Here is a 22,282-nt window from a genome sequence, read left to right on the forward strand (position 1 = left end):
CGAAGCGGTCTAAATCGATTTCTCCGCACCCGGCACGCTTCCTCGGCCCTCTGGGCGGCGCTTTGGAAATTCCGACTTTGAGATTTGACGCGCCGCTGGATTGGCTCCTGAATCGAAAACAACTCATTCTCGCCTTCCATGAACACGATCATCTCCCGTCGAAACGCCTTGAAAACCGTCGCCACCGCATCCGCCGCATTCTCCCTGGCCGAACGGCTTGGCGCGGCCGAGAAAGCCACGAAGGGCCGGATCCGGCATTCCGTGTGCAAATGGTGCTACCCCAAGGTTAGCCTCGAAGACTTGTGCCGCGAGGGCAAAGCCATGGGCCTGCAATCCGTCGAATTGCTGGAGGTCCAGGATTTTCCCGTGGTGAAAAAGCATGGACTCGATTGCGCCATGGTCAGCGGCGTTCCGGGAGGCATCACGGAAGGGCTCAATCGAATCGAGCATCATGACAAGATCGTGGCCTTCTACGAAAAAGTGGCCCCGCAGGTCGCCGCCGCCGGTTTCAAAAACATCATCTGCTTTTCAGGAAACCGCAAAGGCATGTCCGACGCGCAAGGACTTGAGAATTGCGCGCTTGGCTTGAAACGGATCATGCCGGTGGTCGAAAAACATGGCGTCGTCGCCGTCATGGAACTGCTCAACAGCCGGGTGAATCACCCGGACTACATGTGCGACAAAAGCGCGTGGGGCGTGGAACTTTGCCGGCGAGTCGGATCCCAGCACTTCAAGCTCCTTTACGACATTTACCACATGCAAATCATGGAGGGTGATATCATCGCCACCATCCGGAAGCATCACGCCTTTTTTGGTCATTACCACACGGGAGGGGTTCCCGGACGCCACGAAATCGACGAATCCCAGGAGCTCTATTACCCCGCCATCATGAAAGCCATCGCGGACACCGGATTCAAAGGTTTCGTCGCCCAAGAATTCATCCCCGCACGGACGGACGCGCTGGCCTCGCTTCGGCAAGGTGTGCAAATCTGCGACGTCTAGGCCGTCGCTCGCGCGATGCTCACGAATCGTGAGGCGATCGCGTTGAGTTCGTGAAGACCACCGTCAACCGGTCTCGCAGCAGGGGAACGATTTCCGCCTCGAACCAAGGATGGTTTTTGAACCAGCGGAGATTTCTCGGGCTCGGATGCGGCAAAGGCAAAAAACGAGGCAGATAATCACGCGCTGCTTTCACCGTTTCCGCCAGCGAATCCCGTCCGCGATCGCCCAGATAATAAGCCTGCGCGCAAGCCCCTACCAGCAGGGTCAGCTGCACACCCTCCAGCTCAGAATGCAATCGCGGATGCCAGAGGGGCGCGCATTCCGGACGCGGCGGCAAGTCTCCTCCCCTGCCCTTGCCCGGATAACAAAAACCTGTCGGAACCAAGGCGATCCTGCCTTCGTCGTAGAACGCCTCCCGGGTCACGTTCATCCACGACCTCAACCGATCGCCGGAAGGGTCATTCCATGGAATGCCTGTGAGCTGCACTTTCATGCCCGGCGCCTGGCCGATGATCAGAACTCGGGCCGAGCGGGAGGCTCTGAGAATCGGCCTTGGTGGAAAGGGCAAGTGCGCCTCGCACACGCGACAGGAACGAATCTCAGCCAACAAACGATCCAACGAGCTCTCTCGTGCCATGGCTCAACCTATCTGGAAGCTTCCCTGGCGAGAAGCCATTCGAGATAAGGTAGGTCCGCCTGCGTCGTGGCCTTGGGATTAGGGGTCCGGCTTTCCACCAACCCGACCGGCTGCCCGATCCATTCGCACGCCGCGGTATCGTCGGTCACCAGACGGCCCTCGCTCCTCACCCGGGCCAGAGCCTCGCGAAGAATGCTCACCCTGAAGGCTTGGGGAGTCTGCACCGACCACAACCGGGATCGATCCACCGTTCTGGCGATGAGGAGGGAATCGGGCGCGGTGGACTCCTTCAATGTGTCCGTGACTCTCTGGGCCGCGACCGCCGCCCCGATCTGCCGGGCTTTCGCCAGGGTTTCCTCAATCAATTCCGGACTCACGCAGGGCCGGGCCCCGTCATGAATGCCGACAACCTCGATTCCGGGATCCAGGGCCTGCAAGCCGTTCCAGACGGAGTCTTGCCGCTCCTTGCCTCCGCATACCAAAACGTACGGCCGGGATAAGCCATGGACAGCCGCCAGTTCGTGGAATACGGATTCCATCCCCTGGCGGACCACCAGGACGAGCTGTTGCACCGAATCCAAAGCCGCAAACCGTTTCCAGGTGTGCACCACCAGCGGAGCTCCTCGCAAAGTCAAAAAGAGCTTGTCCACGTCCGGACCCATGCGCGTACCGCGCCCCGCGGCGACGATCACGGCGGCGTTCATGGCTACTTGAGATCTCCAAGGAATTCGATCAGATCCGCCGCCTGCTGCGCCGTCATGCCTTGCAACAATCCCTCGGGCATCAATGAAAGGGCTTGAGCCTCGATCTTGACGACATCCGCGCGGGCAATCGACTTGATCTCACCACTCTGTAATCGCAGTTGCACACCGGCCTCGCCTCGGGAAACGAGCAATCCGGAAAGAACATCGTCCTTCTTGGATTCCACCACGAAACCGGCAAACGCCGGATCGATCAGACGCGAGGGGTAGCGCAAATGCTCCAGTAATTGGGCATGCGTGTATTTTCCGCCAATGTGGGTCAATTCCGGCCCGAATGCCTTCCCTTCTCCCGCGACCTGGTGACAGACTGAACATTGGGCGCCGCCTTCCTGAAAGAACCATTTTCGCCCGCGGGACGCGTCTCCTCGCAAACCCAGGACGGCTTCGTCCGGAAAATCCACCCCCAAGGACTTCACCCGCTGTTCCGCAGGCAGGAATCGCTCGAACAAGTCACGCACGAGGTGATGTTCGGATGACAATCCCTTCTCGATCGCTCGTCTTTTTACCTCCTGCTCAAACTCACCCAGCGAGTCGGCCAGCATCAGGGCGGATCCGGGAGCCGACGCCAGCCGGACCAAACTGGCTTCCGCATCACTGCCTCCCTTCCTCGCGGTCCCAAGATCCCGCCGATGGCTCTCCGCGTCCGGGCGTTCAGACGGCCGTTCCCCCAGCGAAGCGATCCATTCTCGAATGAGCGCCACGCCCTCTGGGTCAAGACGGCTCGACCCCAAATAAGGCATGTGGCCTTTGCCGATCTTGGCCATGCGGTAGTAAAGCACCGAACGATAGGGATCACCCGGCGCCACGATTCGAGCATCGGCCAGCTCGAAATCTCCCTGGGCTGGTTTGGCATCGACGACGCCGCATTTGTCCAAGGGCAACTCCAAATTTAAAAACATCAGCACGGAACCTCCGGCATGCTCGCGATGGCAGTGGGAGCAGTTGGCGTGCAGGTATCGACGCGCTTTGGATTCCAATTCCGCGTTTTTCCCTGAAACCCTGCTGGGACTGGTCGCCGGAGAAACAAGGTCCGCGGAAAGCAATCCGTGAGCCGCGATTTCCTTTTGGCTTGGCGTTCCCGCCCAGGGAGCCGGACTAAATCCCAGCAGCGTGCCGGTCCACGGATTGTGGCAGCGCAAACATTCGGCCTGGGAATGAAACCGCCAGACGAGCTCGCTGGTTCCACCACGCACCGACGAGTCGCGAATGCGAAGCGTTTTTTCGGCTCCCCCGCGTCCGACCAGTTCCGCGTCGCTTTGCGCGTCATTCCACGCGTAGGTGTAGGCGTTCCAGCTTTCCCCCGTGAAATGAAGCAGCTGTGTTTCGATGCGGCGGCGGTTTGGAGTGCCGTCCGGTTCCAAGACCTCCATGGAGTAGGTCTTGGTCCACACCGAATCGCGCGGAATCACCCAGGCATTGTTGGTCCAGACCAACTGTGTCCGGCCCGGTAGGGCCACCACTCTGGAGCTTTCCGCTCCGTCACGCCATAACGGTGTGGCGGGTGTGAACGCGTGCACGCCGGGCGCCGGAACGAGGCGTCGCGTGTCGTCGAAGATTCCGGTTTCGCTCAGCCGCCGAGGGTAATGGGAAGGCTGCCCCGATTTCGGATTCTCGACCAAGCGATGCACCGTGCCGGCGGAGGAATCGAGATAATAGAGTTCCCTTTGATGGTCCTCGCCAAAGGCCACCACCTTGTTGGTGGTGTCCACCATTTCGATCAACGATTTCACCGCGCCTTGATCATGCCTGAGCGACCAGATCTTGCCGGTCTCCCAATCTCCATAAACATAGCTTCCCTTCAATCTCGGAAGCCATTCGCCGCGATACACGTAGCCGCCCGTAATCGAGGCCGCTTCGGAATGAGGATGAATCGCCGTTGGCGGTAACAGCGGGGTCGGCCCGAGCTTCCCACCCGGCTTGATCAACTGTTTGCCCTCCATCACGCTCCAGCCGTAGTTCCCGCCTTTCTGAACTCGGTAGACCATTTCCCAGAGTTCCCAGCCCACGTCACCCACCCACAAGTCGCCGGTGGTCCGGTCGAAACTCATCCGCCAAGGATTTCGAAAGCCGTAGGCCCAAATCTCCCCCCGAATTCCAGGACGACCCACGAAAGGATTGTCCTTGGGAATGGCATACGTCCGCCCTGCGTCACGGCGATCGACGTCGATCCGCAGAATCGAAGATAACAAATCGCCAAGGTCCTGGCCCGTGTTCAGGTCGTCCGGAGGATCCGGCCCGCGTCCGTCCCCTGTCGAAACATAAAGCATGCCGTCGTTGCCGAAGTGGAGTGACCCTCCGTTGTGTCCTCCGCCCAGGAAGGTCAGCAGGATTTCCTCGGACTCGGCCTCCAATCCTGCTTCCGGGCGCGCCGCCGCGCGAAATCGCGAAACTTTGCTGCCCGCCGGATCGCTGTCTTTCTGCACATAGCAGACATAGACCCAACGATTCGTGGCGAATCCAGGGTGAAAGGCCAGACCGTAGAAGTTGCTGACGTCCGGGTGAATGGCCTTGAAATCCGCCCAGAGCACGGGCTGTTGGCCCGGCTCGGTTGGATCCACCAGAAATAGTTTCCCCTTCAGCTCCGCGATCACAACATGGCGTCCGTTGGGGAACGGAACGAATTCGATGGGCTCCGCGAAGCGAAACTGAGGAAAGGCGCGTTCGCTCAGGTAGGGGGAGGGAGGTTCCGCCGAGCCGGTCACTCGGGAAGTGGTCCATGCGTCGCGTCGTTCCGCGGCATTCAGTTGGGGCATCCCGATCCCCAGGAGAATTCCGATCAGCGCTGCCGCTCTCGCGAGGAAGTGCCAGGCCGGCATGGAGGCGTGGAGTCTCGGTCTCATGGATCAAAGTCGAATGGTTTCAGGACGAGGCAGAAAGATTTTTGAGGTCGGCACGCACGGATTCGTAAGTCGTTTGGTAGGCCAGCACCCGGGCATCCGCCTCGATCTTCCAATGCTGGCAGGCCTGCAAGTAGATTTCGGGCCACCAATTCCGGTGCTGGGTCAGCCCCTGTTCCTTCCATTCGCGCCAGCCCATCAACACTCGGGACCAGCATCGATCACCATACTCCACGGCCGTGCGCGGGTCCGGAAACGCGGGCAAATACCAGTCCCTTCCGATGCGCGCGTGCAACACCTCGTCGGCCCAGTCGAAGTCTTGGAACAAAGCCGCCAGGGGATTGCCCGACGCCTGGCCCACCTCCCATTCGAAGCGCTTTCCGGTCTTGGGCATAAGTCCCTGCTCAATGAAGTACAGCACCGCGTGCCGCTCGATGGGCTTGAGTTGGGTGTTGAGCGCGAGCGACCACGTAAAGTTGACCATGACCCTGGGCCAATCGACGCCGGCGGCGGCAAAGCCAATTTCCCCCATCATGGCGTGGCGGGCTTCATCCCAGAGCTGCCGGGTCATATCGCGATAATAGGACCACGGCTTGTCCGTCGTCTCCGCCAGGATGCTCGCCATCATTTCCGGCACGTCGATTTCCCGGAGGCGCTTATAGAACATCATCAGGGTCTTCGGCGCCGGCGGAAACGATTCGTCGTACAAAAACAGTTCGGCGTTGACGCCCATGTTGTAGGGGTCGGGAAAACGGTGGTCTCTCTTGGGCGTCCCATCATACACGGCAGGAGACCGCGAGTGCCAACGTGCGGGCATATTCGCCTGCGGTTGAGTGCCATCCAAGCCGCCTGCTGCGCAAAGCGCGCCGGCCAGAATCGCTTTCCACGCCTCGAAGTCGGGATGCGCCGCTTCCTGCTGGCACGCTTCCCATGCCGCATTTCCGTACTCGGCCATCTCCTCCACATCGGCCAGCGCCAGACGGCAAACACGCACGGACGGATGATCCGCCAGCGCGTGCGTTTCACGGCGATAACGTTCGAGGCCCTCGTGCAGGGCGGGCAACGCCGAACGATAGATCCCGAACAGGAGGCCGGGCGTGTCCGGAGAGGCGAGGATCTCGTCAAAAAAGATTTCCAGCGCGGGATGGGGAATCGTGTCCAATCCGAGAGGGGGTTCCCTCATCTCCCCCACCCTTTGGCGCAGTTGAGTGACCTGCTCCGCGCAGTAATGCGCATGGAGGCTGAACGCCATTTTGAGTTCGTAGACCGGCTCGGAGGTCAACCGCCAGATGAAAATCTGGTGCAGCCGCCGGAAGGCATAGTGAAAGCGTTTCAATCGACGGACGCATTCCTCCACGGAAAGTGCGGCACGAAATCCTTCCTCCAGTCGTGCGATTCCCGCCAGAGGAGGCAGTTTACGAATCGTTTCGGGACTCAACATGCTCATGGTTCGTTCAAGCTGCGTCGGAGGGGCCACCGCCCCGGAAAACCGCGGACCCTGGCACTCCACCTACTTGCCGGTGGCAATGCGGTCGTTCAGGAGGGATAACGTTCCCATGAGCCTTCCGAGCGTGACGGGCTTGTAGAGCACGATCGCATTGATCTTTTTGAAGAAGGCTTCGAAGTTGGGGTGGCCCTCATAGGCCGTGACGAAGACGAACCGTTTGCACAGGTGAGGTTTCACACGTTCCACCGCCAGATAAAACATGTCCCCCGCCATGTGCGGCATCATCAAATCGCAGATGACCGCGTCGATGTCCTCCTTCATGATCAACCGCAGCGCCTCAACCCCGTTGGGAGCCGTCATGGGAATGTAGCCTTGGCACGCCAGCAACTCCTTGTACATCAGGCAGAGCTCCACGTCGTCATCGACGACCAAAACCCGGTGGATGTACTGCGCTTTGGTGTGGTTCATGGATGCCGCCAAATTGCGCTCATGCAAATGGAGCGAACCAAAGTTGTCCCATCGAAGCAACTCTTTTGCGAAGAACAGCTTGATGACGATTTCGATTTGACTCCCACGGCCTTTCCTTTTCTTCTTGGCCCCCCTAAAGAGCCACGTTTATGAGCGACCCAGCCCAAGTCTTGCGCGATTTCAAACCCTCGAAGGAGTTCTTCATCGGCATCGATTCCGACGGCTGTATTTTCGACAGCATGGAAATCAAGCACAAGGAGTGCTTCGCCCCGATGTTCATCAAACACTTCGAACTGCAGGCCGTGAGCAAATACGCCCGCGAAGTGTGGGAGTTTGTCAACCTTTACTCCAAGACGCGAGGCGCCAACCGATTCCCCGCCCTGTCACGCTCCCTCGCCCTGCTGCGCCATCGCCCGCAAGTCACCGCCCGCAACGTGCGCGTCGCCGAATCCGCGGCCCTTGACGCCTGGATCGCCCGCGAAACCAAACTCGGCAACGCCACCCTCGCGGCCGAAGTGAAATCCGGAAATCAGGACCTCGTCCAGACCAAGGCCTGGTCCGACGCGGTCAATGCCGCGGTCGAAGACATCGTTCATGGCGTGCCCCCCTTCCCGCTCGTTCGCGAAGCCCTGGCCAAACTGAACGAACGGGCGGACGCCATGTGCATTTCACAAACGCCCACCGACGCGTTAATGCGCGAGTGGTCCGAGCACGGCCTCGACGGGTTCATCCAAATGATTGCCGGACAGGAAATGGGCACGAAAACGGAGCATCTCCGTTTTGCGGCCAAGGAGAAATACGCTCCTGAAAAGATCCTGATGATCGGCGACGCGCCTGGAGATCAAAAGGCGGCCAAGTCCAACGGCGCGCTCTTTTTCCCGATCAACCCGGGCGCGGAAGAAGCCAGTTGGAACCGCCTCTTCCACGAGGCCCTGGACCGCTTTTTCTCTGGCGCCTACGCCGGAGATTACGAGAAGAAGCTGATCGAGGAATTTGAAGCCTGCCTGCCGGAACACCCCCGCTGGTAACACAGGCCGTGAAAACGGTCAGGTCTCGAATGACTTGCCGCATCCGCAGCTTTGCTTGGCGTTGGGATTGCTGATCTTGAAGCCGCCGACTGTCAAAGCGTCGGAGAAATCGACCACTGAACCTTTCACGTACGGGGCGCTGAAGGGATCCACCAACACCTTGACCCCGCCCGTTTCGCCCACGTGATCGTCAGGGCGCTGTTCATCGAACACCATGCCGTATTTCATGCCCGAGCATCCGCCCTGTTCCACAAAAACCCGCAGCGACTTGCCGGCGCTGGTTGGATCGCGCTCGACCATGGAACGAATCTCCGCGACCGCAGTGTCGCTGAGCAAGACGACGGATGGAGTGCAGGCAGCAGGCTGGGAGGGCATCGTTTCCATACCCTCCTAGCCTAGGCCCGGGGCCGGGGGGCTGTCAACCGGAGCGCAAGGGTCATCAGCCATTGCGACGGATTCAATCCTGGTCGTCGAACCCAAGGGCGGTTTGGGGCGAGGCGACCCGGCCCGGGATGCTTTCCTGCGCGGAGGGATGCGCATTGATCCCCCGGCGGACTTCGCGCAGATTGGACTCATGTCGATCTCAAGCGCACCCTGTGAATCGAGCGGGATTGCGACTCGAGTTTCCTGGGGCTTCAGCGGAGTCCTCCTGGTGATCTACCTGCTGACCTTCCATGCCTGGCTGATGATGCCGACAGCCTGGGTGGCACCGAGCGGGTGGATCATCGCCGTCCTCTTAACCGCTCTCCTTGTTGCTGCGGCGAAAAGGCGCTCCTTCGTCAACACGTTCGACCAGGTGTGCCATGGGGTGGTCATTCTGGACTTGTGGCTCGAAGCCGTCTGGGTGCGGTGGCATGAGGGCTACAGCTTTTACGGATGCGCGGCAGCGTTTGCCCTGGTCCTGGGCTGCTATCGGCTTTGGATGATTCGCGAAGCATCCTTGCCGCTCCCCAATCAGGCTGCGTGAAAGGCTCCCCTGCTCCATCAACCGGAGATGCGAAGGCCGCATCGAGGCTCAGAATTCATCTGACTCCTGCCGCGGAGCGAAAAGTCCGGCAGCGTCATCCATGGGTGTTCGCGGATTCGATCGCTGGTCTGAGCCGTCCAGGCAAGACCGGCGAGATGGCGGTGGTTTACGATACGCGCGACCGATTTCTAGGCCTGGGGTGGTATGACGCCACCTCACCCCTCCGCGTCCGCATGTTGCATGTCGGGTCGCCCGTCACGATCGACCTCGCCTGGTGGCGGCAGCGGCTGGAGACGGCTCTGTCGATTCGAGAAAAGCGATTCGATCCATCCACCACAGGCTGGCGCTGGATTCATGGTGAAAATGACGGCTGGCCCGGCTGGGTGCTCGACCGATACGGACCCGTGCTGGTGCTCAAACTCTACACGGCGGCCTGGCTGCCCTGGCTCGACCCTTTGGTGCCTTTACTTCAGGAAAGACTCGCCCCCGCCGCCATCGTTCTGAGACTCAGCCGCAACATGGCGATCGAGGCTGAGAAGCAAGGCCGACGGGATGGCACCGTGATCGCAGGGTCCTTGCCGGGAGATTCCAGCCCGGTACTATTCGAGGAACATGGGCTCCTTTTCGAAGCCGATGTGCTGCGTGGTCAAAAAACCGGCTTTTTTCTGGATCAACGCGAGAATCGTGTCCGGGTTGAATCTCTGGCCCGGGGCAGGATCGTGCTCAACACCTTCGCCTACACCGGAGGGTTTTCCCTTTATGCCGCGCGCGGCGGGGCCCTGATCGTCGAGAGTTTGGATTCCAACCCCCGCGCGTTGGACAGCGCACGTCGGAACTTCGAACGAAATCGCGGCCTCCGCTTGCCCCGTGACGCCGGGCATGAATTGATTCGCGCCGACGCATTTGAATGGCTGGCTGCGCCCGGCGCCTCCCGTTACGACCTCATCGTGCTCGACCCCCCGGCTCTCGCCCAACGAGCGGAGGATCGCCCGTCCGCGTTGCAAGGCTATGAACATCTGGCCCGAAACGCCTGGAAAAGGCTGAGGCCCGGCGGAATTCTGGCCGCCGCTTCCTGCTCTGCCCAGGTCGGCGCGAAGGACTTCTTCCAAGTCGTCCAGGAAGCGACACGGGAAGGCCCGCGCCTTGCTCGGGTGCTTGAAACCACCGGCCAGCCCGCGGATCACCCCGCGTGTTTTCCGGAGGCCGCCTATCTCAAGTGCATTTACCTGCTCAAAGCAGGAACGCGACGCTGAACGGCGGCCCCAAGCTCAGGCGATCTCCATCCGGGTGGCGCGCTTCAACCCCAACCGGAGCGGCAGGAGGCCCAGCAAGAAGGAGAGCAAGGCAAAACCGCCCCAGCCGATCGCGGCGTAATGAGGCTCGCGAATGACCCAGCGCGACCACGGAGATCCCATGGCCAGCAACGCCACCGACCCCACGATGTAGAGAAAACTCAGCACCAAACACAACGTTCCTCCGAATCCACTGACGATTTTGCTCGGATTGTCCTCCCGAAAATTAGGATACAACGTCCCGAAGCCCAGCGCCATCGCGTTCAATGTGAGCGTCATCACGATAATGGAAATCGAAAAATAAAGTGTTCGATCCAGGCCCAGTCTGAGCATGTGGCAGGACAGAACGATGAGCGAAAGGGTGAGGGCCAGCGAAGCGGACACCGTCAGCCAATATTTCGCCCGCAAGACTCGCAACATGCCCAGGGGAGCCATGCCCACGATCCAAATGCGTTTTCCTTCCAGCGAGAATTGAGGAAAAACAAACCGGGTGGTCAGGGTGGCCAGGTTCAGCGAGCAGGCGCCCAGGTTCAGAAAAGACACCACCTGCAACCAGAACGGATGCGTCAAATGCTGGGTGAAATGACGGAGATTGAGGATATACACCCCCAACAATCCAAACAGCATCACCGTTTGCCCCCATTGCGCGGTGTCCCGCCAAAACACCCGCGCGTCTTTGACCAGCACCGCGCGGACGTCCACGGGCACAAATCGCAACCCGCGAAAGAAACGCTCGATCGGTCCGATCGGAAAGCGAAATGCCGAACGACGGGCCTGCCGGGCCTTAAACCAATCCCAGCGCGCGAAGACGCTGCCGCGGCTCTGCGTGGCGGAGGACGCGTCGTAAAAGAAACCGCCCATCGCGGTGTAGGCGAGGAACCCGAAGAACAGCGCGTGGCTGCATAAAACCAGCGCAAAAAAGCCCGACGCCCTCAACGCTCCTTCCGCCCAATGCAACACGCCGGCGGACAGCCAGTAGCTTGGCAGCAGGGGAAACTCGGCGAAACGTGTTCGTTCCAGCAGGCGGTCCATCACCGCGATGACGCGCGTCTCGAGCATTTCGTCGGTCACGCTCTCGGGTTTGATCCAGAATCCGCCCGCCCAAAGCAGCGCCACGACTCCCAGCACCGCCGCGATCTGGAATAATTTGCGATCCATCCAGCGCGCGATGCCCACCGCGAGCCAGGACCCCAGCACCGCGGGGAGAACGATGAACAACGCGATCAAGGCCAGGGTCACGGTGTAAAAATGCCACGGCGCCGAGCGTGTCAAACCGTAGGCCGCCAGCAGTGGGGCGATGAGGAAGAGAAAGGCCCAGGACGCCACCACCGTCGATTCCACCAGTTTCCACCGGTAAATGGTTTCGGGACGGACCGGCATGGAGAGGAGAAAAGCCGTCTCCCGGTTTCGGAAGAAACTGGTGTAACTGACGACCAAATTGCTGAGCAGCAGCAATCCGAACAGAAACGCGAACAACACGAACAGCAGACGGTCGATCAACAACGCTCCCAGTCCGGGAAAGGTGGAGGCGAACTGCAGCCCTTTCTTGAACAGGGCGAACGAGACCACCAGGTAACCGAGGACGAAGAACCCGATGAAACTGGTCAGCAGTTTGGACTGTTGCCGCGCCCCCTTCATCCGGCGCCACATTTGCAACAGATTGACCCGTATCAACAACCCCAACGACCCGCCGTCGTGAAACATGGGCACCGCTTCACGACTCACATGCCGCCTCCTTTCGCTCTTCCGCCGTGAGGGTGAGGAAGGTTCGTTCGAGGGCCACGTCCTGACCGCCTTGGCGTCTCAATTCCTCCCGCGTCCCCACGGCGATGAGCCGGCCTTGATGGATGATGCCAATGCGATCCGCCATTTCCTCCGCCACGCTCAGTTGATGCGTGGACAGGAAAATCGTCATGCCAGCCTTGGATCGCTCTTTGAAAACATCCTTCACCACTCGCGCGTGCTGGGGGTCGAGTCCCACCATGGGTTCGTCGATCACCAGCACTTCGGGATCGTGCAGGAGGGCGCTGACGATGGCCACGCGCTGGCGGGTGCCGTGGGAAAGACCCTCGATGGGTTTGCCCAGGAACGGATCCAGATGGAATCGCGCTGCGAGTTCCTTCGCTTGAGCCACGAGGGTTTCTTCCTCCATCTTGAAGAGCTGTCCCGTGAAACGGAGAAACTCCCAGGGAGTGAGCTTATCGTAGAGAAACGGAAAATCCGGGACATAGGCCAGGCGCCGGCGTGCCTCCAGGGGCTGGGTTTGCACATCGAATCCCGCGACGGAGACCGATCCCGCCGAGGGCTTCAACAATCCGGCGATCATGCGGATGGTGGTGGTTTTGCCCGCCGCGTTGGGCCCCAGGACCACGAAGAATTCCCCGCGTGAAACGGAAAGATCGATGCCGGCCACGGCCGCCAAATCGCCGAAGTTTTTCCGCAATTGCCGCAGCTCGATCATGCTCCCGGAAGGGCTTCGATCGCCTCGTTGATCAGGGACCATTCACCCGGGAGAGACACTTTGAGAATCTCGCCGACGCGGCTGATCCAAACCGCCGCTTTCAAGGTTGGAGTCAGCGAGGCTTCAAGCCGATAGACCCTGACCTTCGAACTCCCCATCCGCATCCAATCCTGCCCCGCTTTCCAGCGCATGCGTTCCCAAAGCGGCTTGTCCCCGTGCCCTCCGGCCAAGCTGCCCTCGGCCAAAGCCTTGAGGGACTCGAGTGGCCGGTTTGCCGCCTGGGTTTTGTTCGCGGAGCCCAGATGGGCGGCGGCCAGCCAAAGCTCGGGGTTGCCGGCCGCATCGAGGGACATCGATTGTTCCCAAACGGTTTTGTCGTAGGATTCATGCCGCAACTCGACGGTGTTGCTGATGGCGTGCCCTTTGAATTGCCAAGTGGCGGGGCGAGTCCCAAAACGAACGGTGAATTCCTGCCACTGGTGATTGGTGGACAGAGTGACGCTCCAGGAAAAGCGCAACCGGCTCGCCGGCCCGGTATTGAAATGACCTTCGGCATCGATTCGGTAGTTCTTCCGTTGCGACACCATGCCGTCGGGAGCTGCAACCTGCCTGTGCAACGGGCCTCCCGACATCTGCTCTCCCACGACGGGCACCCAACGCACAGATCCCAGCCGTTCCCCGTGAACCTGGATCGCCAGGGAGGAATCATCCGGCGCCTCCAAGATCGACTGCCAAACCATCGCCACAGGAACCTCACCGGCAAACTCCTTCCCCGTTCCAAACTCAGAGCGCACCAACAGAACGTTCATGACCGACCAGAACGCGGTAATGATGAGAAACAGGGCTTGGCGCATGTCAACGGCCGGTCAAGGCTGGGGCACTAGAATCAACTGCCCTGCTTTCAATCGCCGAGGGTCCACGTTGGGATTGGCCAGGATCAAAGCCCGGGCGGTGGTTCCCCTCTGTCGGGCGATCGATCCAAACGTGTCCCCCGACTTGATCTTATACGAAACGTAACGACCCCGATCTCCCGTGGCTGGTTTCGTCGCCAGATTGGTGGCCGTACCCATCGTCGGTGGAGGCGTTTTCACCAACCGGGGAGGCGGTGAAACTGCCGCTTCCGAAGGTTCCCGCTGGCCGGGACCGGCCGCGATTTTCGCCGGGGGGGCGCTCGTCACGATGGTGGAAGATGCCACGGGCAACGGACTTAACCCCTGATCCAGGGTGCGGTTGGAGGCGCCGGAGGGGAATGTGACGGGAACCGCATTCGTCGCCTGGGCAACCCGTTGCCAGTGGTGCAACTGTTGGTTCAACGCCGCGACGGTTTTCAGCAACCGCGCGTTTTCATCCGTCAACCTCAACAGTTCGTCCTGGGTCTGTTTGGCCAAAACGCCGGCGGACAACGTCTGGGCCAGGCGTTGGCGGCAGCGCAGCACATGTTCCCGGATGACGTCCGCGTGCGGATCATCTTTGCGGTATTCCAGAAGCTTGTTGAAATGATAGATCGCGGCGTCCGGCTTGTCCAAGCTCTGCGAGAAGAGAAATCCCAGTTTCTTGTGGGCGGAAGCGTTGCGTGGATTGTTTTCGATGGCCCGGTGATAAGCCTCCGCGGCGCCCAGGAAATCCTTGCTCGCCTCCCGTCCTTCGCCCTCCAAAAAATACGGGTCACGCTCGTCGGATTGCCCTGTGCCTGACATGGGAAAACAGGCGGCGCCCAGCCCTGAGGCGGTAAGCAGCAGCATCCAGAATTTCCACTTGCGCAACCATTCCATGGGGCGAGCCTAGTCCAAGGAAAGAAAGGCCACAACCGCATTGATTGCACGGATGTTTGTGCCATACTTCCCGGGTCATCGAAGAGGCGCATCACTCGCCTCGATCAGAAATCCGTTCCCCGTCTCGGCAAGGCGGATCAGGAACGAAAAGCAAAACGGGATACTTCAGCCATGAGTGTGCCACTTCATGCCGAGCGATCTGCCCTGACCGAGGCGCAGAAGGCGGCGTTCCTGGTTTTGCTGGCCGATGAGGATCCTCACGTGGCGTCAGCCATCCGTGATCGCTTCTTGCAAACGAGCCTCGCCGACTCGGCCTGGCTGACGCCGCACATGAGAAGTTCGGATCCGGTGTTACGGCGTCGATCCAGCGAAATCATCGGAGAATTATCCAAACGAGCCGCCGACCGCCGATTCCTGGCTTTTTGCCAGCATCAAGCGGAAGGCGTGCCACTGGAGGAGGCCGGTTCCATCGGCACTTCGCGAGGCCGCTTCGCCGATGCGGACCGTTTGGAAGAGGGACTCTGGCTCTTGGCCGCCACGCGGTACCCCTTCATCAACGCCGAAGGTTACACCGCGCTGCTGGATGACTACGCACGCGAAGCAAGAGCTCTGCTGCCGTCCGATCACGAAGGATTCAAGCCGCTCGCCATCCTGAACGAGATCCTTTTCAAAAAGCACGGATACCGGGGGAATGAGAAGAATTATTACGACGCCGAAAACAGCTTTCTCAACCGAGTTCTCGATCGCAAGACCGGCAATCCGATCAGCCTTTGCGTGCTTTACTTCTTGGTGGCCCGGCGCATCGGCATTCCCATCATCGGGATCGGCATGCCGGGCCACTTCGTCTGCCGGTATCAAACCGCGTCCGAGGAGATCTACGTGGATTGCTTCAACCAGGGCAAGTTGCTGACCAAAGCCGATTGTGTGCGTTTTCTAAACCAAACCTCCGTTGGATTTCAGGAGGGCTTCCTGGCGGCTTCTTCTCCCCGCCAGATCCTGCTCCGCATCTGCACCAATCTGCACCAGATCTACGCGCAGGAAGGCCAATCTGCGGAGAACGCCTCGATGCAGCGATACATTCTGGCCTTGGCCAAATAGACACCCGTCGTGGAGTCGGTCCTTGAACAGGGAAGCGTATTCATCGATTTGTGACCGCATGACCGAGATTCGAACGCGGCCTCGTCAGGAGCGGGGCGTCAAGGGGCCAAAGACGTTCTGTCGTCACTGCCAGGAGGTTCATGAGATGAACCTCGGTCCGGTGACCATTCGGTCGGTGTTGTTGGCGCTCAGGAAGAAAGGATTGTTGACAGAGGAGGAACTTCGGCAGAGGGACACGGAGTGGCGACGGTATAGATCGAAGCATCCATTGGACGGCAGTGGCAGAAAGCGCGGCAGAACCAAAGGATGGAGCCCAGGCTGAGGAGCGCGATGACGCTGCTGTTTCAGTCGAACATCGTTGGCGCGCTCCTCGTCATGGCTCATCCTGATCGTTGGGCATCACTTCACAAATCGCATGAAAACCACATCTATTGCTATTCTTGTTCTTAGCGCGTTGGTCGTGCTCGTTGCCGACAAGGCAGAGCCATCCAACGCTCCACCTGCCATCATCACGGGCGTTTCTGCCGCCAAAGACCAGCGGACGTTAGTCATTCGTTACGAGCTATCAGGTCACTCGCATGAACAGCGAGTTGCGTTCACCAATGACATTACTGATTTTCGCTACTGTCGCTGGGTCGGTGAGCAGGGCGTCGCAGTCGTCGCCAGCACGCGCAACGAGGAGTTTTTTTATGCGACACTTTACCTGACTGGCCGTGACGTTGGTGTTTCGCCCGCGAGGATTCCAGCACCCACCAGCAAGAGCCGCCTGTTGGGTATCGCCAACACCGCCGGGGACTCGATTGTTATCACCGCGGTTCAGCACCAGCGCGACGTGCCTGACCGATTGACCGGCTGGATGTTCATCGACAATTGCCCGCCGATTGGTGCGAAGATGGGCTTGGTCGTTCCTTTTGACATTCCCACGGAGCACTCGGACAAGAAAAAGTGACATGACCACGTGGGCTAACCAGAGCGCTGGAAACCAGAACAAAAGACAAGACGTTTCGCTTCGCGAAAGCGCGAACGGCGTCTCCGTCCGCCTTCGCTCAAAAGCAGCTACGGCGGGATAAGTGCACTCCACCGCCCCGAGGTCGTCGCTAGTCGTTGGCCGTTACCGAACGCCTTGTGCCACAGCCCTGTCTACGGATTGCGCAGGCTGCCCAGCCTGCGGGGCGACGCAGGGACCAGGCGCGTGGAGAGCATGGAAGGGCCTCGTTTTTCAGCCGCCGGGCCGACGGGCCGTTTGCGATACGGCGGGCGGGGCAACCTGCGCCACCCTAAACACAACTTCGGGGTGCACGGAGGCGAAAAGGCGAAAGACGCTCCTAAACTGCGGGTTGAACCCTGAAGACGAGGCCGGTAGGATGGTGAACCGTTTGAACCTTAAAGCGGCAGTTGAACATTCCGAAGTCCACTGGAGCCGGCGACACGGAGGCATTGCCCCTCGTTTCCCGGCGAGTGAGGCTTCGCAACGACTCGATGACTGGCATTCTTAAGAGACGGTTCCGGGTTGGGGCGGGACTCTTCTTCCTTTGCTTCATCGTTTCGCGGTCGATGGCGGGCGACGTCGAACGTGGCCGTAATCTTTATCGAAAATGGTGCGCTGAGTGCCACGGGGATCGCGGCCAGGGTGTTCCGGGAAAACATCGCGAGCCGCTCCATGGTTCATTATCTCTGGAAAAGCTCGCTCAGCTCATCGACAAAACCATGCCGGAGGACGCCCCCGAAAAGTGCGTGGGCCAGGACGCCAAGGATGTCGCCCAGTTCATCCACGAGAGCTTCTACTCTCGCAGCGCCAGGATTCGAAACGAACGTCCACGAGTTGAATTGCTCAGGCTCTCCAATCGCCAATTCGCCCACTCAGTCGCTGATCTCTTCGTGCACTTCACCGGTCCCGGAGCCGTTGCCCGCGGACAGGAAGGACTCAAAGCCACGTATTATAATGCGCGAGGTCCGAACCGCGACAAGAAGGTCGAGGAGCGAGTGGATGCCACGGTGGATTTTCAGTATGGGACGTCTTCCCCCGACCCGGCGCGGATCGGCGCCGAGGAGTTTTCCGTTCAATGGCAGGGGGGGCTGGTCGCGCCCGAAACCGGACTTTATGAATTCGAGGTCAGATCCCCGAATGGCTTGCGCCTTTGGGTGAATGACGAACAGGACCCCTTGATCGACGGCTGGGTGGCGTCCGGGAACTCCTCGGAGCACCGGGCCAGCCTCCGGCTGTTGGGGGGAAGAACTTATCCGCTTCGTTTGAGTTTCTTTAAGTTCAAGGACAAGACCGCTTCGATCGTGCTGAGATGGAAGCCGCCGCGCGGCATCTGGGAGACCCTCCCGGCTCGCTGCCTCACCCCGGCGCAGCCCACGCCTACTTTTGTTCTGAGCACTCCATTCCCCGCTGACGACGCCAGCGTGGGATACGAGCGAGGGTCCACCATCTCCAAGGCTTGGGACGAAGCCGTCACCGGCTCGGCCATCGAAGCCGCCCATTACTCGCTGAAGCACCTCGACCGCCTCACCCAATCGAAAGAAGGTGACACCAACCGCGTCAATAAAATCCGGGCTTTCGCCAGGTCCTTTTCCGAAAGGGCCCTGCGGCGTCCGCTGAGTCCCGAGCAGCGCGTTCTGCTCGTGGATCGATTTTTCGAACCCGGCCTTTCCGCCGAGGAGTCTTTGAAGCGCGTCGTCATGCTGGCGATCAAGTCCCCCCGTTTTCTCTATCCGGGCCTCCAGGCTCCCTCGCACGACAGCTTTGCCGCGGCGGAGAAACTGGCGCTGGCCTTGTGGGATTCGGTGCCGGACAATTCACTCTCGGAAGCTGCGCGCGCGAATCGCCTGGAAGATCCGGCGGCGGTCCAAGCGCAAGCGAGCCGCATGATGCGCGATCCGCGCGCCCGATCCAAGATGCGCCACTTTCTTTGGCACTGGCTGCATCTTGATCACGTCGAGGAGCCCGCCAAGGATCCCGCGACCTTTCCCGACTTCACTCCGGAATTGAGCAACGACCTTCGGGTTTCGCTCGACCTCTTCCTGGACCACGTTGTCTGGAGCGACTCCTCCGATTTCAGGCGGCTGCTGCTCTCCGAGGACACTTTTCTCAATCCTCGCTTGGCGAAGTTTTTCAATGTGGAACTGGAAGCCATCCCTCACTTTCGGCCGACCCGATTTGAAGCCGGACGACGCGCCGGAGTTCTGACTCATCCTTACGTGCTCGCGGCCTTTGCCTATGCCAAGACGACCTCGCCGATTCATCGCGGGGTTTTCCTTTCCCGAAGCGTCGTGGGACGGCCCCTGCGCCCGCCTCCGGAAGCGGTTTCGTTCGAAGAAGCCGACTTCGAGCCCGGATTGAGCATGCGTGAAAAGATCACGCGACTGACGCGGCCCGAGAATTGCCAGGGCTGTCACTCCATCATCAATCCGCTTGGATTCAGCCTGGAACATTTCGACGCGGTGGGTCGTTACCGGGAGTCCGAGTCGGGACGTCCGATTGACGCCAGTGGGGACTACGAAACGGAGGAAGGTCGCGGCGTGCGTTTCCAAAGCGCCCGGGATGTTGCCGTATTCGCCGCGGAATCGCCCCAGGCCCAGGAAGCCTTCATCGAGGCGCTGTTTCACCACCTCGTGCAGCAGCCCGTGCGCGCATTTGGGGACGACCTGCTTCCGAGCTTGCGGGAAGGCTTCGCCTCCGCTAGGTTCAACGTTCAAGAATTGGCCATCCAGATCGCGCTGCGCACCTCTGCTTCGCCTTCGACGCCACTGAAAACAAAAGCGAAATCGAAATGAACGCGATGCGAAGACGGGAATTCGTCCGGCAACTGGGAGTTTCCTCCGCCAGCCTGCCCTTTTTGGCGGGACTGCCGAGCCTGGGTTTCGGCAGCCCTGTGCGGCCGCGCCAGCGCCTGGTCGTGGTGTTCACCCCCAACGGAACGATTCCTCCCGCATTCTGGCCCGACGAAGAAGGGACGGGTTTCAAGCTGAAGGAAATTATGAAGCCGTTGGAAAGCTTCAAGAACCGCATGCTTGTGCTGCACGGTCTTTGCAACAAGGTGCGGGGCGACGGCGACAATCACATGCGGGGCATGAGTTGCCTGCTTACCGGCATCGAGCTTTTCCCGGGCAACATTCAGGGCGGCAGCCACACCCCGGCGGGATGGGCCAGCGGCATCAGCATCGATCAGGAAATTAAGAATTATTTCCAAAAGCAGGACGCCACGCGCACGCGGTTCGGCTCGCTTGAATTTGGCGTGGGGGTCACCGACCGGGCTGATCCCTGGACCCGGATGTCCTACGCCGGCCCCAACCAGCCCATTGCCCCCATCTCGGATCCCTATCAGATGTATCGCAAGCTCTATGGCCAGGCCCGGGACCGCGAAAGCCTGCGCAGCGTGTTGGACGATGTCCGGGAAGATCTTAAGAAAGCCCGCAAACACTTGGCCGCCGAGGACCGGAGACTGCTCGAGGAACACGAGGCGCTGGTGAAGCAGATGGAGCGGGAGATCAAAATGCAGCCCGCGACGAAGCCGGTGGCCGCCCGGCCCGTTTTTCAGGAGGGCATCGCCGACCAGAACGATAATGTGCCGCGGCTCAGCCGCATGCAGATTGATCTGCTCGTCAACAGCTTTGCGAATGACATGGCACGGGTCGCGACCCTCCAATACACCAAGTCCGTCGGCCAGGCGAAAATGAACTGGCTGGGCGTCAGCGAGGGACACCATACGCTCTCGCACGAGAAGGACGAAAACGACATGGCAAAGGAAGACCTCGTCAAAATCAACACTTGGTTTGCGGGAGAAATTCGTTATCTGCTTGAGAAACTCTCTTCCACTCCGGAACCCGATGACTCCGGGTCCATGCTCGATCACACCCTCGTGGTTTGGACCAACGAACTCGGCAAAGGCAACTCGCACACTTTGGACAACATCCCGTTCGTCCTTGTTGGGGGTGGCTTTGGATTCGCCATGGGCCGCTCGTTGAAACTGAACAAAGTTCCGCACAACCGGCTTCATCTGGCTCTGGCTCACGCCGTCGGCCACAAGATTCAAGTCTTCGGCAAGACCAGTCTCTGCGACGACGGACCGCTGGCTCTGTCCTGAGGACGAGCCGTGCAGATCAGTGGATGGAGAGCTCCGCCAGGGACTGATCGAGGATCTGGAGGGCCAGATCCATCTCGGGCCGTTGCAGCGTGAGAGCGGGAGTCAGCGTCAGAATGTTCCCCATCGTCACTTTGAAGTTGAGGCCCCGTCGCAAGGACGCATACATCACTCGCTCGGCTTCATCCGCCGCCTTACGTCCGTTCCGGGCCAGCACCAATCCCAACAGCAAACCCAGGCCTCGAACCTCGCTGATGATCGGGTGCTTGCCTCGGAGGGCCGCGAGTTGCTCCAAGGCGTAAGCCCCCTGTTTCGTGGAATTCTCCAGGAGTTTTTCCTCCTCGATCACATCCAGTGTCGCCAGGGCCGCCGCGCACGCCATCGGACTTTTCTCGTGGGTATAATGTCCCAGGGCTTGATGATGCATCGCTTGGTTGAGGTCTTCCCGCGCCAACAACGCCGCCAGTGGAAAAACGCCCCCTCCCAATCCTTTGCCGAGAACCACCATGTCGGGCACGATGCCGAAATGCTCGAAGGCAAACCAACGGCCCGTTCGCCCAAGACAAATCGGCACCTCATCCAAAATCAGGAGCGCGCCGTGCCGGTCGCACGCGGCGCGAATCCGGCGCCAATAATCCTTCGGCGGGATGAACGGCGTGCAACGCACCGTCTCGGCAATCACAGCCGCCACGTCGCCTTCCTTCTCGAGCATATACTCGATGTAATCCGCGCAATTCAGATTGCAGCGGTCCCCGCACTTAAAGGGACACTGTTGGGGGTCCGGCGGAGGCGCGTGTTCGCACCCCGGCAGCAGCGGCCCGATCCCTTGTCGAAAAATGGATTCCCCTCCGATGGAGATGGCATCGAGGGAAGCGCCGTGAAACGAATCCCAATGGGAAATGGTCTTGTGCCGGCCCGTGGCCGCGCGCGCCAGTTTGAGTGCCACGCCCATCGCCGAAGTGCCACCCGGTGAAAAAAGCACTCGTTGCAAGGGACGGGGCGCCAGGGCGGCGAGCCGTTCCGCCAGAAGCACGGCCGTCTTGTTCGTGTAGCGGCGCGTGCAAAAAGTCAACTCGTGCAGTTGACGCGTAATGGCCTCGACAATGCGCGGATGTGCAAACCCGACTTGATGCACATTGTTGCCGTGAAAATCCAGCCACCGGCGGCCTTGCAGATCCTCGATCCAGGCGCCCTCGCACTTCCCAAGCACGTTCAAACACGGGGTGGACAAGGCCTGGTGTAAAAAGACGGCCTCGTCCCGCTCCAGCCACTCACGCGCCTCCGCGCCGATCTGTCCTTCGCTCCAGGCCAATCGATGCGGACTCCAATTGACGTCGCCTTCCGACTTCATGGCCGTTCTGTCCGGTGGAATGTTCGCCGCATTCATGAAACTTCGTTCCCTCTCGTAACTCCCCGCGCCGATGC

Annotated in this window: 19 protein-coding genes; 8 read left to right on the forward strand and 11 right to left on the reverse strand. The window is 60.1% G+C overall.

Annotation, left to right across the window (positions count from 1 at the left end; genetic code table 11):
• Positions 1-138: 138 nt before the first annotated feature.
• Positions 139-1,002, forward strand: coding sequence for a TIM barrel protein (locus FJ404_02305; GenBank protein MBM3821717.1), 864 nt, complete (start codon positions 139-141; stop codon positions 1,000-1,002).
• Positions 1,003-1,021: 19 nt separating this feature from the next.
• Here FJ404_02305 and FJ404_02310 read toward each other — a convergent pair whose 3' ends face one another.
• The 5 genes from FJ404_02310 to FJ404_02330 all read right to left on the reverse strand — a co-directional run bounded on the left by FJ404_02310 (position 1,022) and on the right by FJ404_02330 (position 7,152).
• Complete coding sequence (locus FJ404_02310; GenBank protein ID MBM3821718.1) at positions 1,022-1,639, reverse strand: uracil-DNA glycosylase family protein; 618 nt, start codon at positions 1,637-1,639, stop codon at positions 1,022-1,024.
• Between the two features lie 8 nt (positions 1,640-1,647).
• Positions 1,648-2,343 carry a 2-C-methyl-D-erythritol 4-phosphate cytidylyltransferase gene (gene ispD / locus FJ404_02315; protein MBM3821719.1) on the reverse strand — a complete coding sequence of 232 codons (696 nt, stop codon included), beginning with the start codon at positions 2,341-2,343 and terminating at the stop codon, positions 1,648-1,650.
• A 2-nt stretch (positions 2,344-2,345) separates the two neighbouring features.
• Positions 2,346-5,240: a c-type cytochrome gene (locus FJ404_02320; protein MBM3821720.1), complete on the reverse strand. Its 2,895-nt coding sequence runs from the start codon at positions 5,238-5,240 to the stop codon at positions 2,346-2,348.
• A 19-nt stretch (positions 5,241-5,259) separates the two neighbouring features.
• Positions 5,260-6,684, reverse strand: a complete 1,425-nt coding sequence (locus tag FJ404_02325) for a hypothetical protein (GenBank protein ID MBM3821721.1) — start codon at positions 6,682-6,684, stop codon at positions 5,260-5,262.
• A gap of 63 nt (positions 6,685-6,747) precedes the next feature.
• Entirely contained in the window at positions 6,748-7,152 is a 405-nt protein-coding gene (locus FJ404_02330; GenBank protein MBM3821722.1) for a response regulator, read from the reverse strand.
• Positions 7,153-7,301: 149 nt separating this feature from the next.
• Between FJ404_02330 and FJ404_02335 the strand changes: the two genes are divergently transcribed.
• Complete coding sequence (locus tag FJ404_02335) at positions 7,302-8,180, forward strand: HAD family hydrolase (protein ID MBM3821723.1); 879 nt, start codon at positions 7,302-7,304, stop codon at positions 8,178-8,180.
• Between the two features lie 18 nt (positions 8,181-8,198).
• On the opposite strand, the gene FJ404_02340 is transcribed toward FJ404_02335, so the two are convergent.
• Positions 8,199-8,555: an iron-sulfur cluster assembly accessory protein gene (locus FJ404_02340; protein MBM3821724.1), complete on the reverse strand. Its 357-nt coding sequence runs from the start codon at positions 8,553-8,555 to the stop codon at positions 8,199-8,201.
• Positions 8,556-8,754: 199 nt separating this feature from the next.
• Here FJ404_02340 and FJ404_02345 point away from each other — a divergent pair, with 199 nt between their 5' ends.
• Both FJ404_02345 and FJ404_02350 read left to right on the forward strand, forming a co-directional pair.
• Positions 8,755-9,147 (forward strand): hypothetical protein, encoded by a 393-nt coding sequence (locus FJ404_02345; GenBank protein MBM3821725.1) that lies wholly within the window; start codon positions 8,755-8,757, stop codon positions 9,145-9,147.
• The gene (locus tag FJ404_02350; GenBank protein ID MBM3821726.1) at positions 9,057-10,400 is read left to right on the forward strand and encodes a class I SAM-dependent rRNA methyltransferase; all 1,344 of its coding nucleotides are present in this window, start codon (positions 9,057-9,059) and stop codon (positions 10,398-10,400) included. Before FJ404_02345 ends, FJ404_02350 begins: the two co-directional genes overlap by 91 nt.
• A 15-nt stretch (positions 10,401-10,415) precedes the next feature.
• On the opposite strand, the gene FJ404_02355 is transcribed toward FJ404_02350, so the two are convergent.
• Genes FJ404_02355 through FJ404_02370 form a run of 4 tightly spaced genes read right to left on the reverse strand, consistent with a single transcriptional unit; the run spans position 10,416 to position 14,672 of the window.
• Positions 10,416-12,143 (reverse strand): hypothetical protein, encoded by a 1,728-nt coding sequence (locus tag FJ404_02355; GenBank protein ID MBM3821727.1) that lies wholly within the window; start codon positions 12,141-12,143, stop codon positions 10,416-10,418.
• 10 nt (positions 12,144-12,153) lie between these two features.
• Positions 12,154-12,900 (reverse strand): ABC transporter ATP-binding protein, encoded by a 747-nt coding sequence (locus tag FJ404_02360; protein MBM3821728.1) that lies wholly within the window; start codon positions 12,898-12,900, stop codon positions 12,154-12,156.
• Positions 12,897-13,754 (reverse strand): hypothetical protein, encoded by an 858-nt coding sequence (locus FJ404_02365; GenBank protein MBM3821729.1) that lies wholly within the window; start codon positions 13,752-13,754, stop codon positions 12,897-12,899. Before FJ404_02365 ends, FJ404_02360 begins: the two co-directional genes overlap by 4 nt.
• 12 nt (positions 13,755-13,766) lie before the next feature.
• Positions 13,767-14,672, reverse strand: a complete 906-nt coding sequence (locus FJ404_02370; GenBank protein MBM3821730.1) for a LysM peptidoglycan-binding domain-containing protein — start codon at positions 14,670-14,672, stop codon at positions 13,767-13,769.
• Positions 14,673-14,843: 171 nt separating this feature from the next.
• On the opposite strand from FJ404_02370, the gene FJ404_02375 reads away from it, so the two are divergent.
• The 4 genes from FJ404_02375 to FJ404_02390 all read left to right on the forward strand — a co-directional run bounded on the left by FJ404_02375 (position 14,844) and on the right by FJ404_02390 (position 20,860).
• A complete protein-coding gene (locus FJ404_02375) occupies positions 14,844-15,770 on the forward strand; it encodes a hypothetical protein (protein MBM3821731.1) in 927 nt (308 codons plus the stop codon).
• Between the two features lie 415 nt (positions 15,771-16,185).
• The gene (locus FJ404_02380; GenBank protein MBM3821732.1) at positions 16,186-16,719 is read left to right on the forward strand and encodes a hypothetical protein; all 534 of its coding nucleotides are present in this window, start codon (positions 16,186-16,188) and stop codon (positions 16,717-16,719) included.
• Positions 16,720-17,249: 530 nt separating this feature from the next.
• Positions 17,250-19,550 (forward strand): DUF1592 domain-containing protein, encoded by a 2,301-nt coding sequence (locus FJ404_02385; protein ID MBM3821733.1) that lies wholly within the window; start codon positions 17,250-17,252, stop codon positions 19,548-19,550.
• A complete protein-coding gene (locus FJ404_02390) occupies positions 19,547-20,860 on the forward strand; it encodes a DUF1552 domain-containing protein (protein MBM3821734.1) in 1,314 nt (437 codons plus the stop codon). Before FJ404_02385 ends, FJ404_02390 begins: the two co-directional genes overlap by 4 nt.
• 16 nt (positions 20,861-20,876) lie before the next feature.
• On the opposite strand, the gene FJ404_02395 is transcribed toward FJ404_02390, so the two are convergent.
• Positions 20,877-22,208: an aspartate aminotransferase family protein gene (locus tag FJ404_02395; protein ID MBM3821735.1), complete on the reverse strand. Its 1,332-nt coding sequence runs from the start codon at positions 22,206-22,208 to the stop codon at positions 20,877-20,879.
• Positions 22,209-22,282 lie beyond the last annotated feature (74 nt).

Source organism: Verrucomicrobiota bacterium, assembly GCA_016871495.1.
Classification (GTDB): domain Bacteria; phylum Verrucomicrobiota; class Verrucomicrobiia; order Limisphaerales; family VHDF01; genus VHDF01.

What these genes read in the sequence shown, in the direction of transcription:
- FJ404_02335 (MBM3821723.1), top strand. Translation starts at nt 7,302, where the DNA reads ATGAGCGACCCAGCCCAAGTCTTGCGCGATTTCAAACCCTCGAAGGAG.
- FJ404_02340 (MBM3821724.1), bottom strand. Translation starts at nt 8,555, where the DNA reads ATGCCCTCCCAGCCTGCTGCCTGCACTCCATCCGTCGTCTTGCTCAGC.
- FJ404_02365 (MBM3821729.1), bottom strand. Translation starts at nt 13,754, where the DNA reads ATGCGCCAAGCCCTGTTTCTCATCATTACCGCGTTCTGGTCGGTCATG.
- FJ404_02330 (MBM3821722.1), bottom strand. Translation starts at nt 7,152, where the DNA reads ATGAACCACACCAAAGCGCAGTACATCCACCGGGTTTTGGTCGTCGAT.
- FJ404_02370 (MBM3821730.1), bottom strand. Translation starts at nt 14,672, where the DNA reads ATGGAATGGTTGCGCAAGTGGAAATTCTGGATGCTGCTGCTTACCGCC.
- FJ404_02320 (MBM3821720.1), bottom strand. Translation starts at nt 5,240, where the DNA reads ATGAGACCGAGACTCCACGCCTCCATGCCGGCCTGGCACTTCCTCGCG.
- FJ404_02310 (MBM3821718.1), bottom strand. Translation starts at nt 1,639, where the DNA reads ATGGCACGAGAGAGCTCGTTGGATCGTTTGTTGGCTGAGATTCGTTCC.
- FJ404_02360 (MBM3821728.1), bottom strand. Translation starts at nt 12,900, where the DNA reads ATGATCGAGCTGCGGCAATTGCGGAAAAACTTCGGCGATTTGGCGGCC.
- FJ404_02390 (MBM3821734.1), top strand. Translation starts at nt 19,547, where the DNA reads ATGAACGCGATGCGAAGACGGGAATTCGTCCGGCAACTGGGAGTTTCC.
- FJ404_02375 (MBM3821731.1), top strand. Translation starts at nt 14,844, where the DNA reads ATGAGTGTGCCACTTCATGCCGAGCGATCTGCCCTGACCGAGGCGCAG.
- FJ404_02345 (MBM3821725.1), top strand. Translation starts at nt 8,755, where the DNA reads ATGTCGATCTCAAGCGCACCCTGTGAATCGAGCGGGATTGCGACTCGA.
- FJ404_02380 (MBM3821732.1), top strand. Translation starts at nt 16,186, where the DNA reads ATGAAAACCACATCTATTGCTATTCTTGTTCTTAGCGCGTTGGTCGTG.
- FJ404_02385 (MBM3821733.1), top strand. Translation starts at nt 17,250, where the DNA reads ATGACTGGCATTCTTAAGAGACGGTTCCGGGTTGGGGCGGGACTCTTC.
- FJ404_02355 (MBM3821727.1), bottom strand. Translation starts at nt 12,143, where the DNA reads ATGTTTCACGACGGCGGGTCGTTGGGGTTGTTGATACGGGTCAATCTG.
- FJ404_02305 (MBM3821717.1), top strand. Translation starts at nt 139, where the DNA reads ATGAACACGATCATCTCCCGTCGAAACGCCTTGAAAACCGTCGCCACC.
- FJ404_02325 (MBM3821721.1), bottom strand. Translation starts at nt 6,684, where the DNA reads ATGAGCATGTTGAGTCCCGAAACGATTCGTAAACTGCCTCCTCTGGCG.
- FJ404_02395 (MBM3821735.1), bottom strand. Translation starts at nt 22,208, where the DNA reads ATGAAGTCGGAAGGCGACGTCAATTGGAGTCCGCATCGATTGGCCTGG.
- FJ404_02350 (MBM3821726.1), top strand. Translation starts at nt 9,057, where the DNA reads ATGCGCGGCAGCGTTTGCCCTGGTCCTGGGCTGCTATCGGCTTTGGAT.
- ispD (MBM3821719.1), bottom strand. Translation starts at nt 2,343, where the DNA reads ATGAACGCCGCCGTGATCGTCGCCGCGGGGCGCGGTACGCGCATGGGT.